The 16,585-nt window shown below is 46.5% G+C and carries 12 protein-coding genes; 11 read left to right on the top strand and 1 reads right to left on the bottom strand.

Translation table 11 applies throughout. From position 1 onward, the window contains the following. The first annotated feature begins 505 nt into the window (after positions 1–505). From ACVBIL_RS19790 to ACVBIL_RS19830, 9 genes are all read left to right on the top strand, one after another. Complete coding sequence (locus ACVBIL_RS19790; RefSeq protein WP_447168655.1) at positions 506–1,696, top strand: thiolase family protein; 1,191 nt, start codon at positions 506–508, stop codon at positions 1,694–1,696. Between the two features lie 247 nt (positions 1,697–1,943). Further along, positions 1,944–3,443: a CoA-acylating methylmalonate-semialdehyde dehydrogenase gene (locus ACVBIL_RS19795; protein ID WP_447168656.1), complete on the top strand. Its 1,500-nt coding sequence runs from the start codon at positions 1,944–1,946 to the stop codon at positions 3,441–3,443. Positions 3,444–3,749: 306 nt separating this feature from the next. Continuing rightward, positions 3,750–4,907, top strand: a complete 1,158-nt coding sequence (locus ACVBIL_RS19800; protein WP_447168657.1) for an acyl-CoA dehydrogenase family protein — start codon at positions 3,750–3,752, stop codon at positions 4,905–4,907. Between the two features lie 68 nt (positions 4,908–4,975). Continuing rightward, entirely contained in the window at positions 4,976–5,785 is an 810-nt protein-coding gene (locus ACVBIL_RS19805; protein ID WP_447168658.1) for an enoyl-CoA hydratase, read from the top strand. Further along, positions 5,785–6,969 carry an enoyl-CoA hydratase/isomerase family protein gene (locus ACVBIL_RS19810; RefSeq protein ID WP_447168659.1) on the top strand — a complete coding sequence of 395 codons (1,185 nt, stop codon included), beginning with the start codon at positions 5,785–5,787 and terminating at the stop codon, positions 6,967–6,969. Before ACVBIL_RS19805 ends, ACVBIL_RS19810 begins: the two co-directional genes overlap by 1 nt. A 137-nt stretch (positions 6,970–7,106) precedes the next feature. After that, a complete protein-coding gene (mmsB, locus tag ACVBIL_RS19815) occupies positions 7,107–8,036 on the top strand; it encodes a 3-hydroxyisobutyrate dehydrogenase (protein ID WP_447168660.1) in 930 nt (309 codons plus the stop codon). A 4-nt stretch (positions 8,037–8,040) separates the two neighbouring features. Next, a complete protein-coding gene (locus ACVBIL_RS19820) occupies positions 8,041–8,799 on the top strand; it encodes an SDR family oxidoreductase (protein ID WP_447168661.1) in 759 nt (252 codons plus the stop codon). Positions 8,800–9,065: 266 nt separating this feature from the next. After that, positions 9,066–9,293, top strand: a complete 228-nt coding sequence (locus tag ACVBIL_RS19825; RefSeq protein WP_447168662.1) for a hypothetical protein — start codon at positions 9,066–9,068, stop codon at positions 9,291–9,293. A gap of 50 nt (positions 9,294–9,343) precedes the next feature. Then, positions 9,344–11,377, top strand: a complete 2,034-nt coding sequence (locus ACVBIL_RS19830; protein WP_447168663.1) for a S9 family peptidase — start codon at positions 9,344–9,346, stop codon at positions 11,375–11,377. Positions 11,378–11,414: 37 nt separating this feature from the next. On the opposite strand, the gene ACVBIL_RS19835 is transcribed toward ACVBIL_RS19830, so the two are convergent. Next, complete coding sequence (locus ACVBIL_RS19835) at positions 11,415–11,813, bottom strand: MerR family DNA-binding protein (protein ID WP_447168664.1); 399 nt, start codon at positions 11,811–11,813, stop codon at positions 11,415–11,417. Positions 11,814–11,915: 102 nt separating this feature from the next. Between ACVBIL_RS19835 and ACVBIL_RS19840 the strand changes: the two genes are divergently transcribed. Both ACVBIL_RS19840 and ACVBIL_RS19845 read left to right on the top strand, forming a co-directional pair. Continuing rightward, positions 11,916–14,195: a heavy metal translocating P-type ATPase gene (locus ACVBIL_RS19840; RefSeq protein WP_447168665.1), complete on the top strand. Its 2,280-nt coding sequence runs from the start codon at positions 11,916–11,918 to the stop codon at positions 14,193–14,195. A gap of 301 nt (positions 14,196–14,496) precedes the next feature. Continuing rightward, positions 14,497–16,089, top strand: coding sequence for an ABC-F family ATPase (locus ACVBIL_RS19845; protein WP_447168666.1), 1,593 nt, complete (start codon positions 14,497–14,499; stop codon positions 16,087–16,089). The last annotated feature ends 496 nt before the right edge of the window (positions 16,090–16,585 follow it).

A 16,585-nucleotide genomic window follows, 5' to 3' on the forward strand; every position in this document is an offset into this window, starting at 1 on the left:
ATCTGACATAAGTGTTCCAGACACAAGGTCAGATTCTTGCCATCCCTGGCAATCTGACATAAGTGTTCCAGACACAAACAGTCGATACAGCGATAGCGTATCGGCTTTTTTTATCACTTCTTTCATTTGCAAGAGCAAGAGCAAGAGCAAGAGCAAGAGCCAAGCTGCAATCATTCGCTTTCATGTAGTTTCCTTAGCCTAGGACGCTATTACTTCAACAGCTACTTTAGCGGCTGTAGCAATAACTTCTCGCTTATCCGGTAGTCGTTACCTTCGTGTAAATTCTATGTGACAACTCCGCCTCATACTTTGATAGATGTTTGACCAATCAAGCCTTGCTTTACGTTCGCGTAAACGTCACAGTGTTAAATATTGAGCAAGATCACACTTATGTTAGCTAGGCGATAACCTGAGAACAGTCAATCAGCAAAGCTGCAGCCCCTACAGATAGAGCGGCTTTAGACTCGTTCTAATAAAGGTTAACTAGCGTATTACCGGAGTAATTATGAGTTCAGTTCAGTCAGACCAAGATATTGTTATTGTTGCAGCAAAGCGCACCCCTATGGGCGGGTTCCAAGGTGCATTATCGAGTGTTGCAGCGCCAAAGCTCGCGGCAACAGCGATTAAGGGCTTGATGCAGCAAAGCGGACTTGCAGGCGATTTAGTTGATGAAGTGTTGATGGGCTGTGTATTGCCAGCCGGTCTTGGCCAAGCACCAGCTCGTCAAGCAACATTAGGTGCTGAGCTGCCGTTATCTGTTGGCGCGACGACCGTTAATAAAGTGTGTGGCTCAGGGATGAAAACCGTCATGCTAGCCCATGATTTAATTAAAGCGGGCAGTGCTAGTGTCGTGATCGCTGGTGGTATGGAAAGCATGAGCCAAGCACCATATTTACTCGATAAAGCCCGCAGCGGTATGCGTATGGGGCACGGCAAAGTGCTGGACCACATGTTCCTCGATGGTCTTGAAGACGCCTACACGGGTGGCGCGATGGGCACATTTGCACAAAATACGGCTGATGACTTTAAGTTAACCCGAGAGCAGATGGATAGCTTTGCGCTCAGTTCACTGGAAAAAGCCAGTAACGCCATTAACTCAGGTGCATTTAACGATGAGATTTCGCCAGTCACCGTTTCTAATCGTCGCGGCGACACAGTTATTGATATCGATGAACAGCCGGGTAACGCCCGCCCAGATAAAATCCCAACACTTCGCCCGGCATTCGCTAAAGACGGCACCATAACTGCCGCAAATTCAAGTTCAATTTCAGATGGCGCCGCAGCGCTGATGCTGATGACGCGTGCTAAAGCAACTGAACTAGGGCTCGATGTCATGGCGACCATTAAGGGTCATACCACTCACGCGCAAGAGCCTTCAATGTTTACCACCGCACCTGTTGGCGCCATGAACAAACTGCTCGACAAAGTCAGTTGGGGTAAAGATGAGGTGGATCTGTATGAGATCAATGAAGCCTTTGCCATGGTGACCATGTTGGCCATTTCAGAGCTTGAACTCGATGCCAGCAAAGTCAATGTGAATGGCGGCGCTTGTGCACTAGGTCATCCAATTGGTTGTTCGGGAGCACGTTTGCTGGTAACGCTCATTTATGCCCTTAAAGCGCGCGGACTTACACGCGGCGTGGCATCACTGTGTATTGGTGGTGGCGAAGCGACAGCCATGGCGATTGAGCTATAAGGCTTTGCTGCGACAATAAAAGATAAACGACAGCATTTAGTTTATAAACCGCTAATAAGACTGAATTTAACAAGACTTATTTAATAAAACGTAATTTAAAGAAAGAAGATTCAACAAGACAGTATTGAACTGAGGACCAAGGCTTTATCGGCAATGATGCCGATAAAGCCAACATAAAAATCTGGCCAAGTTTAATCATCATTTTGCAATAGCCAATAACACAGGCATTGCCAAATTAGGAAGCGATATGACAATTCAAGTGAAGCATTACATCAACGGTGAATGGGTATTGGGCCAAGGCGACAAGCAAATAGCGGTGACCAATCCAGCCAATAATGAAACCATCGCAGTGGTTAATGCCGCGGTCGATGCCGAAGTATTAAGTGCCGTTGCCAGCGCAAAGCAAGCATTTCAAAGCTGGAAAGAGGTGCCTGTTTCAGAGCGTGCTCGTGTGATGCTTAGATATCAGCACCTTTTAAAACAACATCACGACGAAATTGCCACTATCTTAGCCCAAGAAACCGGTAAGACGTTTGATGATGCCAAGGGCGATGTATGGCGTGGCATCGAAGTGGCTGAGCATGCCTGCAATATTGCCTCTATGATGATGGGCGAAACCGTTGAAAACGTGGCGCGTTCAATCGACACCTACAGTTATACCCAGCCACTGGGTGTTTGCGCAGGTATTACCCCATTTAACTTCCCTGCGATGATCCCTCTGTGGATGTACCCCTTAGCAATTGCTTGCGGTAACACCTTTATCCTTAAACCGTCGGAGCAAGATCCAATGACGCCGCAGCGTCTTATCGAGCTATTTGAAGAGGCGGGCGCACCAAAAGGCGTAGTGCAGCTGGTTCATGGCGATAAAACGGCTGTGGATATTCTACTGACTCACCCAGATGTTAAAGCGATTTCATTTGTAGGCTCGGTGAATGTGGGCCAATACATCTACAAAACCGGCACCGATAACTTAAAGCGGGTACAAGCGTTTGCAGGCGCTAAAAACCACTGCGTCATTATGCCTGATGCCAACAAGCAGCAAGTGATTAATAACTTGGTTGGCGCATCTGTAGGCGCTGCCGGTCAGCGCTGTATGGCGCTTTCTGTTGCGGTGTTTGTGGGAGCGGCAAAAGAGTGGATCCCAGAGCTTAAAGAGGCGATAGCCAAGGTTAAGCCAGGTCTTTGGGATGACAAAGAGGCGGCTTATGGCCCGGTGATCAGCCCCGCCGCTAAGCAGCGTGTAGTCAGTTTAATTGCAAAAGGTAAGGAAGAGGGCGCTGATTGCTTGCTCGATGGCACCGACTTTACCGTCGAGGGTTATGAGTCGGGTAACTGGGTGGGGCCGACTATGTTCGATAATGTCACCACCGATATGAGAATTTATAAAGAAGAGATCTTCGGCCCTGTACTGTGTTGTATGAACGCCGAAACCCTTGACGAGGCGATAGCGATTGTTAATGACAGCCCATACGGCAACGGTACTTCCATCTTTACGGCTAGCGGCGCCGCAGCACGTAAATATCAGCATGAGATTGAAGTTGGCCAGGTCGGCATTAACGTCCCAATTCCAGTGCCATTACCTTTCTTCTCGTTTACTGGCTGGAAAGGCAGTTTCTATGGCGATCAGCATGCTTATGGTAAGCAAGCGGTTCGCTTTTATACTGAGACTAAAACCATTACTGCGCGTTGGTTTGAATCAGATATTGCGGTGGCATCGGCGCCAAACATGACGATTGAGCTTAAGTAATACGCTTTATTGCCACCCATGAGATTTTGACTTATGGCGGGGGCAATGTTCGTTAACGGCTACTTTTTTGAGTCAGCTGTTAACGGATAAGCGCAGGCTGTAGCGAGTAAAAAAGCTAATACAAGAGCTATCACAACAAATAACGAATAGAGGTCTGCAGCGGTAGCGACTCGAAAGGAGCGCCGTTAGTAAAGATCCAAAGCCTTTGCTTGATGGTGCAGACCTAGAACCTAGAACCTAGAACCTAGAACCTGGAACCTAGAACCTAGAGCAGGGGCAATTGACCGAACAAATAGGAGTACCCAGATGGATTTCAATCTGAATGACGACCAACGCCAATTCGCAGAACTTGCCGAGCAGTTTGCTAAAGAGGAGCTGGCACCTTTTGCAGCCAAGTGGGATGAAGAGCATCACTTTCCCAAAGATGTGATCCAAAAAGCCGGTGAGCTTGGTTTTTGTTCGCTGTATTCGCCTGAGTCAGAAGGTGGAATGGGCTTATCTCGCTTAGATTCATCCATTATTTTTGAGCAACTTGCCATGGGGTGTACAGCAACCACTGCCATGCTAACCATTCATAATATGGCCACTTGGATGGTCACCAGTTTTGGCTCTGAAAGCTTGCGCCAGGAGTGGTCTGAATCATTAACCACGGGTGAGAAGCTCGCATCTTATTGCTTAACCGAGCCGGGGGCGGGTAGCGACGCAGCATCCTTGCAAACCAAAGCGGTGCGTGAGGGTGACGAGTACGTTATTTCAGGTTCCAAAGTGTTTATCTCTGGCGCGGGTGCAACCGAGCTATTAGTGGTGATGTGCCGCACAGGGGAAGCTGGCCCTAAAGGGATCTCGGCGATAGTTGTACCCGCCGATGCAGCAGGGGTTATTTACGGTAAAGCGGAGCATAAGATGGGCTGGAACGCGCAGCCAACGAGGCAAATTACCTTTGACAATGTCCGCGTCCCTGTAAGTTATCTACTTGGCGAAGAGGGCCAAGGCTTTACCTTTGCCATGAAGGGCCTTGATGGCGGGCGCATCAATATCGCCACTTGCTCAATCGGGACCGCACAAGCCGCACTCGAGCGTGCTACACAATACATGAATGAGCGTAAGCAGTTTGGTAAGCCCTTAGCCGCATTTCAGGCGCTGCAATTTAAACTTGCTGACATGGCAACTGAGCTTGTCGCAGCGCGTCAATTGGTGCGTTTAGCGGCATTTAAGTTAGACCAGCAAGATGCAGAAGCCACGGCTTATTGCGCCATGGCCAAACGCTTTGCTACCGATATCGGTTTTCAGGTATGTGATGCCGCGCTGCAAATTCATGGTGGTTATGGATATATCCGAGAATATCCACTAGAACGTTACGTGCGTGATGTACGAGTCCATCAAATTTTAGAGGGAACTAACGAAATCATGCGCTTGATCATCTCGCGTCGTTTGTTAGATGACAATGCCGGGGCCATTTTATAAGCCAGGTTTTATATGGCTTCTAAGTTTGACCCATTTAAATTGATTTCAGTTTTGTAAAAGGAGTGACTATGTCTATAGAACCAAAGCCGTCAGTTGAACAACAAAAGTCTTTATTAATCGAGCGCATCGTTGGCCATACGGCCGTGATCAGCATGAATAATCCGCCAGCCAATACTTGGACGGCAGAGAGCTTACAAGAGTTAAAACACAAAGTATTAGCGCTTAATGAAAATAAAGAGGTTTACGCCTTAGTGATCACCGGTGAAGGGCAAAAGTTCTTCTCAGCAGGTGCTGACTTAAAGCTATTTGCAGACGGCGATAAGCAAAACGCAGCTGAGATGGCGCGTTATTTCGGTGAAGCCTTTGAAACCTTAAGCGCATTTCGCGGCGTGTCTATTGCGGCCATTAATGGTTATGCCATGGGCGGCGGTTTAGAAGTGGCGCTTGCTTGCGACTTACGTATTTGTGAACAGCAAGCTCAATTGGCGCTACCAGAAGCCACCGTTGGCCTGCTGCCTTGTGCGGGGGGCACACAAAACCTAACCGCGCTTGTCGGCGAAGGGTGGGCTAAGCGGATGATTTTATGTGGTGAGCGCATCAGTGCAGAAAAAGCCGAGAAGATTGGCCTAGTCGAAGAAGTTGTGGTTCAAGGAAATGCTTTTAATGCTGCGATGGCGTTAGCTGAAAAAGTGGCTAATCAAAGCCCAAGCAGTGTTAAGGCATGCAAAACCCTGGTGCAAGCAGGCCGCAGTATGCCGCGTGCAGAGGCTTTGCCGTTAGAGCGTGAGCTGTTTGCAAATCTGTTTGATACGGCAGATCAAGCTGAAGGGGTTAACGCCTTTTTGAATAAGCGTAAAGCGAATTGGAAGAACGGCTAATGAGCGCGCTAACGATGCAAAAAGATAACGCGATAAATGATTGCGATGATCAAGTACTGTTTCGCACATTCGTCACTGATGCCGGTAAGCAAATCGGCGTGGCGACACTTAATATCGAAAAAGCGCTCAACGCGCTTAATCTCAATATGGTGCAAGCGTTAACCGCACAGCTCAATACATGGCGTCATGATGACAATATTGTCGCCGTTATGCTCGATGGCGCAGGAGAAAAAGCCTTTTGCGCTGGTGGTGATGTACGCGCTATTTATCAAGCATCGGTTAAATCACCTGGTGAGATCACCGACACTGCCACCGAGTTTTTTAAACAAGAGTATGAGCTTGATTACCTATTGCACTGCTTTGGCAAACCGCTACTAGTGTGGGGCGATGGCATTGTTATGGGCGGCGGTCTAGGGCTGATGGTCGGTGCAAGCCACCGGGTTGTAACTGAGCGTTCGCGTATTGCTATGCCTGAAGTGACGATAGGTTTATACCCTGATGTCGGCGGTAGTTACTTCTTAAATCGAATGCCGGGCAAGTCGGGGCTATTTTTAGGGATGACCGCTTATAACATGAGCGGCGCAGATGCCCTCTATGTTGGCATTGGTAACCACTACCTTAATCATGATGATAAACAGACATTGTTAGCTGCACTTTGCAACCTGGCTTGGACTGACTCGAGTATTGATAATCATCAAGTGCTGGATAATCTGCTGGAGCTGATGAATTTGGACGTTAACGCGCCACTGGCTAAGAGTCAGCTGGAGCAAGAGCAGCAGTTAATCGATAGGTTAATGGCGGGCTCACTCGAAGAAATCATCTCTCGTGTTACCGCATTAGATGCCACTATTTTAGCTGAGCGCCCTTGGTTAGCTAAGGCGTTAAAAACCTTGTTAGCAGGTAGTCCAATAAGCTTAAATTTAGTGTATTTACAATCAAAGCTGAATGACATTTTGGGTAAAGAGCTGAGCTTAGCAGAGTGCTTCAAATTAGAGCTTGGCTTAAGTGTTAATTGCTGCGCCAAGGCGGATTTTAGCGAGGGTGTACGCGCCTTACTAATCGATAAAGATCGTAATCCTCAGTGGTTGTTTACAGATATTGCGTCTATACCACAAGGTTACGCCCAAGATTTGTTGCAATCACCTTGGGACGAGGGGCATCACCCACTTAACGATATGGATTAACTTTTAGCTTTGGCTTTAACTGTGTAGAGCTAGGCTGCCACTTTTTATAGCAGCCACAATGATAGATAAACGCGAGCGGTATAAGCCGCTAATAGGGATGAGTACCAAGCACTAACTAAAGTGAGCTGGAGCGAATAATGAGTACTGTTGCATTTATTGGTTTAGGAAACATGGGCGGCCCAATGGCGGCTAACCTGATTAAAGCGGGTTTTACCGTTAAAGTGTTTGATCTAGTGCCTGCGGCAATGCAGGCCCTAGCGGAACAAGGCGCACTCACCGCGACTAGCGCTTGTGGCGCGGCGGCGGGTGCAGACATAGTGGTCACTATGTTGCCGGCAGGTAAGCATGTGCGTAGTCTTTATGTAAGCGATGATTCGATTTCTAGCCAAAGCAAAGGCTTAATCGACGTAGTTGCTGCTGGAACGCTGCTTATCGATTGCTCAACGATTGATGCTGACAGTGCACGTTTTGTCGCTAAGCACGCCGCCAATAAAGGCTTAGAGTTTATCGATGCGCCAGTCTCTGGCGGCACCGCGGGCGCAGCGGCGGGTAGCTTGACTTTTATTTGTGGTGGCAGTGATAGTGCGTTTGAACAAGCACAAGGTGCATTAAATGCTATGGGTGGTAATATCTTCCACGCGGGCGGTCCTGGCGCTGGGCAAGTGGCTAAGATATGTAATAATATGCTGCTGTCGGTATTGATGGTTGGCACGTCAGAGTCGCTACAGATGGGAATCGATCATGGGTTAGACCCAAAGGTGCTTTCCGATATTATGAAAGTCAGTAGTGGTGGCAATTGGACGTTAGATAAATATAATCCATGCCCTGATGTAATGGCGTCAGTCCCTTCGTCCAACGATTATCAAGGCGGCTTTATGGTTGACTTGATGGTGAAAGATTTAGGGCTATCTCAAGAGGCGGCGCTGTTATCCAATTCAAGCACGCCAATGGGCGCATTAGCGCGCAGTCTTTATGTGAATCATGCGAAGCAAGGTAATGGTAAGCGTGATTTTTCGAGTATTTTTGAGCTATTTGCTCAGTCAGAACAGATAAAAAACAAAGGGTGACCCAATGGATTTAAAAGATAAGGTTGTTGTTATTACTGGTGGTGCGGGTGGACTAGGTTACGCCATGGCGGAGAATTTAGCGGCCGCAGGTGCCAAGCTAGCACTTATCGATATGGACCAAGAGAAGTTGGAAAAAGCCTGTGCAAACATTGGCGCCAGCACTGAAGTGCAAGGTTATGCGGTAGATATTACCGATGAAGAAGATGTATTTGCGACTTTTCAATTTATCAAAGAAGATTTTGGTCAGGTCAACGTACTGATTAATAACGCGGGGATCCTGCGTGATGGTTTGTTACTAAAAGCCAAAGAAGGCCAAGTGTTTGACCGTATGTCATTCGAGCAATTCCAGTCAGTGATTAACGTTAACCTAACAGGGTCATTCTTGTGTGGTCGTGAAGCGGCGGCAGCAATGATTGAGACTAATCAAGAAGGGGTGATAATCAATATCTCAAGTCTTGCAAAAGCAGGTAATGTTGGCCAAACAAACTACGCCGCATCGAAAGCTGGCGTGGCGGCAATGAGCGTAGGTTGGGCAAAAGAGCTTGCGCGTTACAATATCCGTAGTGCTGCAGTGGCGCCAGGCGTGATTGAAACTGAAATGACGGCGGCTATGAAGCCTGAAGCCCTAGAGCGTTTAGAGAAAATGGTACCTGTAGGGCGTTTGGGTCAAGCAGAAGAGATAGCATCGACGGTCCGTTTTATCATTGAAAATGACTATGTAAACGGCCGCGTATTTGAAATCGATGGTGGCATTCGCTTGTAAGTTTAGGTCTGGTACAAGAGAACGCTTCAATAGTACGTTTTATCATTGCAAACGACCATGCAAACGACCATGTAAACGACCATGTAAACGGCTGGGTAAATGGCCGTGAGTTTGAAATCGACGGTGGCATTCGCTTGTAATCTCGCTTTAAAGTAAAAGATAAAAACGGGCTGTGGCCCGTTTTTTTATGCGGCTAATACCGCATTTGAACAATCGCTTAGCATTAGGTCATAATAGCACCATGATAAAAGGAATAGGGGGACAAAATGGATAAGCTTGAAAGGGCGACAAAGTTAATGATGTTGGTTGTAGGTTGTGTCGGTCTATTAGTGATCTATTTTGGTTTTTTTTACTTACTTTTATCGGGCAGAAGTACAGCGGCTATTCCTTGGTATATTTTGCTTTCACCTTGGGTGTGTATCTTTTTTGGTTTAACTCAGAAAAAACAGCTGGGTGTGATCCGTTGGTTTACCCATAAATGGACGAGAAAGTAGGGTGCAGTACCATGAGTTCAATGCTAATAACATCGCGTTAATGGGGCACAATGTCAGTATTTAAATCAGCCATGTTGTCGACCGTTTGCTTATTTGCACTTTTTGGGTGCAGCGAAGCGCCAGAGCAAAAAGAAATAATAGCAGCTACAACACTTGCTGACGGGATTACGGTGGCTGAATACGGCAGCTGGGAGTCTCCAGTTACACCTGAAGATGTTTACGATTTAGCGGATGATATTAGTGATGTTCGCGCGACTACTCAGGGGATTTACTTTGTTCAGTCTAATGCGAACAATGAGGGTAAAAAGGGCGTTTACCGTATTGATCTTGATGGCTCTTTAAATAAAGTGGTGTCGTCGAACTTTAATATTCGTAGTAAAGTTCATGAGTATGGGGGGGCGCCGTTTGTGGCAATAGGTCATAGCCTATTTGCAACCAAATCTTCCGATCAAATCTTATATCGTATCGCGCCAAATCAAGCCCCTTTTGCTCTTACACCTAACGCCACACGTCATGCTGGCTGTATTGAAAATCCGAAAGCTTCTCGGCTTATTTGTATCCGGGAAGATCATCGGGCCCAAGGTGAGCCCGTCAACAGTTTGGTTGGCATCAATTTAAGTTATGCCGATGAAGGCACAAGTTTAGTGACCGGTGGCGACTTTTACGCCAAGCCAGTGTTGTCTCCTGATCAAACTCAGTTAGCGTGGGTGTCATGGAACCATCCAAATATGCCATGGGATGAAACTCAACTATGGCTAGCAGATATTGATCCCAAAGGCGCTATTGTTAATCCAAGGCAAATTAACACCAAGCAGCAAGGGGCAATCACTCAACCTTTGTTTAGCCCTACTGGGCAGCTTTATTTCGTGGCCGATTTTAATAACTGGTGGAATATTTATCGCTTAAATGCACAGTTTGAGCCTGAAATTGTATTAGAAAAAGCCGCAGAGTTTGCGGTTGCGGATTGGAAGCTTGGCCAAACTAATTACGCGTTTGAAAATGAGCATAGCTTGATTGCCAGTTTTAACCATGAAGGACAAGCTCAACTTATTCGTATTGAAACCGTTAGCGGCATAACCGAGGCTATTGCGGTAGATTTTGCTGAGATCTCATACGTGGCTCAGTATCAAAATGAAGTGCTGTTTGTTGGTGCCAAAGAGACGCCTGAAAAGGGGATTTACAAAGTACAGGGCCGCGCGGCCCAGCTAGTCTACACGCCTGGCATATCGGTTATGGATCCTCACTATATTTCTAGAGCCGAAAGTGTCGCCTTTAAAACCGAGGGTGATCAAACTGCTTACGGTTACTTATATCGTCCTAAAAACCCTAAGTTTCAGGGGCCACAAAATCAAGAACCGCCGTTAGTGATGATGCTTCATTCTGGCCCAACGGCTAAGGCGAGCCGCGCATTTAGGCGCGATATTCAATATTGGACAAGTCGTGGCTTTGCCGTTTTTGATGTTAACTACCGTGGTAGTACAGGTTTCGGCCGAGATTACCGCAATAGTCTATACGAAAATTGGGGCAAGTCTGATGTCAAAGATGCGGTGAGAGCGGCAGGTTTTTTGGTGAACCGTGGCGATGTTGACGGACGTAAATTAGCCATTCGTGGTAACCGTGCTGGTGGGTTTACTGCACTATCGTCAGTGGCTTTTTACAGTACCTTTGGCGCTGGCGTCAGTTATTCAGGGATTAGTGACATGGAAGAGTTTAAACGCCATGCGCATAAGTTTGAGTCGCGTTACTTGAAACGCTTACTGGGTAATATGCAGAACTATAAACAGCGTTCAGCTATGTATAACCTTAAAGGGGTGAATGAACCTTTACTGCTTATTCAAGGGGTCAATGACTCGCTTATTCCGGCGAAACAATCGCAGATCATTTATCAAGCGGTAAAGAATAAAGGTATCCCAGTGGCCTATCTTGAATTTAATGATGACGCGGCAAACAGAGTCTCACCTCAAAGTAAGAAACAGGCGTTAGAGGCTGAATTATCATTTTACGGGCAAATATTTGGCTTTACGCCAGCGGGCAGCCTTCCTGCTTTGGCCATTGATAACATCGAAAATCTGCGCAGGCGTTGATGTGGTGGGAGTCTTACAGAGATAAATCTACTGTCAGCTAGTGGCTTGTCCCCGTTTCTCCCAGACCTTTTAATATAGCGCAGTCGGGTTGTTCGCCGCCATGGCAGTCATGGATTAGCTGTGAAAGTTGCTCTCGTAACACGGTGAGTTTGCTAATGCGTAACTCGATATCATGCAGGTGATGCGAGACGAGCTCTTTTACATCTTCCGCACTTCGGTGGGTGTTATTTTGAAGTTTAAGTAAGGCTTTGCAATCTTCGAGCGTAAAGCCTAATGCTCGACAGTGTTGAATAAACTGCAGCGCGTTAACGGCATTGTCGCTGTATTCACGATAGCCATTTTCTCCTCTTTGAGCGACCACTAAGTCAATATCATGGTAGTAACGGATGCTCTTTACCGATAAACCTGTAAGTTTTGCCACTTCACCAATCTTCATTAATACTCAGCCTCTATAATAAAATCATAATTCGGTTTGACTCTCCCCTTATAGGAGACATTACGCTTAGTTTCATCAAGAAACAAATCGGGGAATATTCTCATGGCTAATATCAATCTGTACGTGCCCAAAATGAGTTGCGCTAGTTGTGTCGCAAAGATTGAGTCCGCATTCGACAAAGTTAATCAAGACCCGAGCGATGGCAATAGCCAGAGTTTATCGGCAAGGGTGAATTTAGCCGACAAATTAGTCCTAGTGTCAGGTGAGATCTCAGCGAAACAAGCTATCGATATTATCAGCAGTGTCGGCTACGACAGTGAGCTGGTCATCGATGCGCAAAGCGCCGCAGCGCAAAAAGGTGAAGATGAAGCTAAAGAATATCGTCTTCGGATGCTGCAAGCCGCTATCGGTCTAGGGCTTGGTGTTCCATTGATGTTATGGGGATTACTGGGCGGCGAGATGATGGTTAACAATGCCAGTCAGCAAGTAGCATGGGGCGTTGTTGGGGGGATTACCTTGCTGGTGATGGTGCTCACTGGACGGCATTTTTATCAAGGTATGTGGCGTGCCATTAAGGCTAAAAGCGCCAATATGGATACGCTTATTGCTTTAGGCACGAGCGCCGCTTGGATCTATTCGATGATGGTGGTGACTGCGCCGCAGTGGTTTCCTGCCGATACGCGGCACGTGTATTTTGAAGCCAGCGTGATGATCTTAGGTTTAATTAATCTAGGCCATGCATTAGAGCTACGCGCTAGAGGCAAAACCAGTGAAGCGGTGCAGCGTTTACTTGGCTTACAAGCAACAACGGCGATACGCATATCTGATAGCGGTGATGAAGAGGTTGAAATTAACCAACTTATCCTTGGTGACCGTGTGCGTCTGCGCCCAGGCGACAGAGTGGCATTAGATGGTGAAGTGTTAACTGGCCAGACACTTATCAATGAGTCCATGCTAACGGGAGAGCCTATTCCTGTGCATAAAGAGCAAGGCGATAATGTTAGTGCGGGTACGGTTAACGGTAATGGCAGCATTATTTATCAGGTTACTGCGGTTGTTGAAGACAGTAAGCTGGCCAAAATTATTGAGCTGGTGCAGCAAGCCCAAATATCTAAAATGCCAATAGGGCGCTTAACCGATAAAATTTCCGCTTATTTTGTGCCAGTGGTTGTCATTATCGCGATAGTGAGCTCATTAATATGGTATCTATTTGGGCCACAGCCCGCGCTATCTCACGCGTTAGTGGTGCTGACTAGCGTGCTGATTATTGCTTGCCCCTGCGCATTAGGCTTAGCAACGCCGATGTCGATCATGGTGTCAGTTGGCCGCGCGGCGCAAATGGGAGTGCTGGTGAGAAATGGTGAAGCGTTGCAAACCGCCAGTAAAGTGACCACAGTTGTGCTTGATAAAACGGGTACTGTGACTCAAGGTACACCTGAAGTCATCGACATAGTGCTGCTGGACTCAAGATTAGATGAGGCCAATTTACTTCGAGACGTGGCCAGTTTAGAGCAACACTCTGAGCATCCGCTTGCCAGCGCCATTATTAGTAAAGCTAAATTACAGTCTATTGGATTAAAGGCTATTGGATTAGAGTCTGTTGCGCTCACTGAACCAGATAGCTTCACGAATATGCAAGGCAAGGGGATTACAGGTGTTGTCGCCGGAGCTCATTATAGCGTGGGTAATATGAGCTTGATGCAGCAAGCTGGAGTCGAGGACTTGTCTGCGTATCAGCAGCAAATTACCGAGCTTGCGAGCCAAGGCAAGACCCCCGTTTTTGTGGCAAAAGCGCAAATGCTAGTGGCGATTATTGCAATAGCCGACCCGATAAAAGTCGATGCCGCTCAAGCCGTGCTGGCAATGAAGAATCAGGGATTAAAGCTTGTGCTGTTAACGGGTGACAATGAGTTAACGGCCCAAGCGGTTGCTGACAAAGTGGGCATTGAAACCGTATTTGCCAACGTGTTACCGGAGCAAAAACAGCAAAAGGTTCGGGAATTACAGCAAGCAGGTGAAGTGGTCGCCATGGTGGGTGACGGCATCAATGATGCGCCAGCGCTAATGAGCGCCGATGTGGGACTTGCCATGGGCAGTGGCACTGAAATTGCCATCGAAAGCGCCGACTTTACGCTGCTATCGGCAAGGCTAATGGTGATTAACGATACCATAGCACTAGCGCGAGCAAGCATGACTAATATTAAGCAAAATTTATTTGGTGCCTTTATTTATAACAGCTTGGGGATCCCCATTGCAGCAGGGGTATTATTCCCCTTTACCGGCATGTTACTGAGCCCAGTAATTGCGGGAGCCGCTATGGCATTGTCTTCATTAACTGTGGTGAGTAACGCTAATCGTCTGCGATCACAGAGACTGAAGTGATCCGATCAACAAAGCGATATTAAGCTTAATCCGCCAATGCGTTGTTTGCTGGTGTGGCTTATGTTTGCTTGTTATGCAAACTAAATAGCCTGATACATTTAAATCCACAGCAACAGTGCATTGGCAGTTGATAAATTAGGCTAAAATGCTATAATATCGCGCTTAATTTTATGGGTTCGGTGCATGTTTGCGGCGGCCTTCGGCCAGTAAACTTGGGGCTAGGTAGACTAGAACCAAGATTATTGGCTTTTGTTTTATCTATGATGACGTTAATCATATAACCAAAAGCGGAATTGTCACTTTGATTACTACAGCTAATATCACCATGCAGTTTGGCGCTAAGCCACTGTTTGAAAACATCTCAATTAAGTTTGGCGGCGGAAACAGATACGGTCTGATCGGCGCGAACGGTTGTGGTAAATCAACCTTCATGAAGATCCTTGCTGGTGATTTAGAGCCAACTGGCGGTAACGTATCACTTGACGTGAACGAACGTCTAGGTAAGTTGAGCCAGAACCAGTTTGGTTACGAAGAGTTCAACGTTGTTGATACCGTAATCATGGGTCATGCTGAACTTTGGAAAGTGAAGCAAGAACGCGACCGTATTTATTCTTTACCAGAAATGACTGAAGAAGATGGTATTAAAGTTGCTGATTTAGAAATGGAATTTGCTGAGATGGACGGTTATACCGCTGAATCTCGCGCAGGTGAATTACTAATGGGCGTGGGTATTGGTGTTGAGCAACATTTCGGTCTAATGAGCGAAATCGCACCAGGCTTTAAGTTACGTGTACTATTGGCTCAGGCATTGTTCTCAGATCCAGATGTACTGCTACTTGACGAACCAACCAACAACTTGGACATCGACACCATTCGCTGGTTGCAAGAGATGCTAAACCAACGTAACAGCACCATGATTATCATCTCGCACGATAGATATTTCTTGAACTCAGTTTGTACGCATATGGCTGACTTGGATTACGGTGATATACGCGTATTCCCTGGTAACTACGACGAATACATGATGGCAGCGCAGCAGTCTCGCGAGCGCTTGATGTCTGACAATGCTAAGAAGAAGGCTCAAATTGCTGAACTTCAAGGCTTCGTTGCACGTTTCTCTGCTAACGCATCTAAAGCTAAGCAAGCAACATCACGTGCTAAGTTAATCGATAAGATCAAGCTTGATGAAATTAAAGCGTCTAGCCGTGTTAACCCATTCATCCGTTTCGAACAAGAAAAGAAATTGTTCCGTAACGCGTTGATTGTTGAAGATCTAACTAAAGGGTTTGATGTTCAGTTATTTAAAGATCTAAACATTATTGCTGAAGTAGGCGAGCGCATTGCAATTTTGGGTCATAACGGTGTGGGTAAAACAACACTGTTACGTACTTTAGTACACGACATTCCACAAGATTCAGGCACTATTCAATGGTCTGAAAACGCTGCAATCGGTTATTACGCACAGGATCACGAGTCTGACTTTGCTAACGATATGACCTTGTTTGAATGGATGAGCCAGTGGCGCAAACCAGAAGATGATGATCAATCGGTACGTGGTTACTTAGGCCGTATGCTGTTCGGTTCAGACGACATTAAGAAGTCAGTTAAAGTGCTGTCTGGTGGTGAGAAGGGTCGTATGTTGTTTGGTAAGCTCATTATGCAAAAGCCAAACATCTTGCTACTTGATGAACCAACCAACCACATGGATATGGAATCAATCGAGTCATTGAACAACGCGTTAGAAAAGTACGAAGGTACATTGATGTTCGTCAGCCATGACCGTGCATTCGTATCATCTTTGGCTAACCGTATTCTTGAAATCACCCCTGATGGCGTGAATGACTTTAAAGGGACTTACGATGAGTTCCTATTAAGCAAAGGTATCGAAGGTTAATCTTTATAGACCTTGTCTCTTATCTAATTGAGAGACTTAATTGACAGACCTTATTGATAGAGCGTGTTTATCGCTTTATGAAACAGAAAGCCCGAGCAATCGGGCTTTTTTGTGCCTGGAACATTTAGGCCCCAAAACGTGTTTACCTAACGCATACATTTAGCATTTACATCTTTTTTTTACAAAGCACTAATCTCACCACGGAGCGCTGCGCTTTCACCAAGTTCACGAAGCTAAAGATAAAGTTAACGATGAAGAACTTAACTGGCCTCGGCTGTGGCTCTTCTCCGTGATCTCCGAGTCCTCCGTGGTGAATTGCTTTTGCCCCAAAACGTGTTTGCCTTCAAATGAAGGCTGATTACATTTTTTGGGTAGTTGCTACGGGGGAGCGAGTTCTCAATTGTCGCTTTAGAGTTATTAATCGCCTGCAGCGGGTGCTGGACAGGACGTCCGAATGTCGTGATCACATGGTCAATGATGTTCCCTACATCATAAT

The organism is Shewanella sp. 125m-7, from assembly GCF_052977045.1.

Coding starts and splice junctions, on each gene's coding strand:
- ACVBIL_RS19790 (WP_447168655.1), top strand. CDS start 506: ATGAGTTCAGTTCAGTCAGACCAAGATATTGTTATTGTTGCAGCAAAG.
- ACVBIL_RS19795 (WP_447168656.1), top strand. CDS start 1,944: ATGACAATTCAAGTGAAGCATTACATCAACGGTGAATGGGTATTGGGC.
- ACVBIL_RS19800 (WP_447168657.1), top strand. CDS start 3,750: ATGGATTTCAATCTGAATGACGACCAACGCCAATTCGCAGAACTTGCC.
- ACVBIL_RS19805 (WP_447168658.1), top strand. CDS start 4,976: ATGTCTATAGAACCAAAGCCGTCAGTTGAACAACAAAAGTCTTTATTA.
- ACVBIL_RS19810 (WP_447168659.1), top strand. CDS start 5,785: ATGAGCGCGCTAACGATGCAAAAAGATAACGCGATAAATGATTGCGAT.
- mmsB (WP_447168660.1), top strand. CDS start 7,107: ATGAGTACTGTTGCATTTATTGGTTTAGGAAACATGGGCGGCCCAATG.
- ACVBIL_RS19820 (WP_447168661.1), top strand. CDS start 8,041: ATGGATTTAAAAGATAAGGTTGTTGTTATTACTGGTGGTGCGGGTGGA.
- ACVBIL_RS19825 (WP_447168662.1), top strand. CDS start 9,066: ATGGATAAGCTTGAAAGGGCGACAAAGTTAATGATGTTGGTTGTAGGT.
- ACVBIL_RS19830 (WP_447168663.1), top strand. CDS start 9,344: ATGTCAGTATTTAAATCAGCCATGTTGTCGACCGTTTGCTTATTTGCA.
- ACVBIL_RS19835 (WP_447168664.1), bottom strand. CDS start 11,813: ATGAAGATTGGTGAAGTGGCAAAACTTACAGGTTTATCGGTAAAGAGC.
- ACVBIL_RS19840 (WP_447168665.1), top strand. CDS start 11,916: ATGGCTAATATCAATCTGTACGTGCCCAAAATGAGTTGCGCTAGTTGT.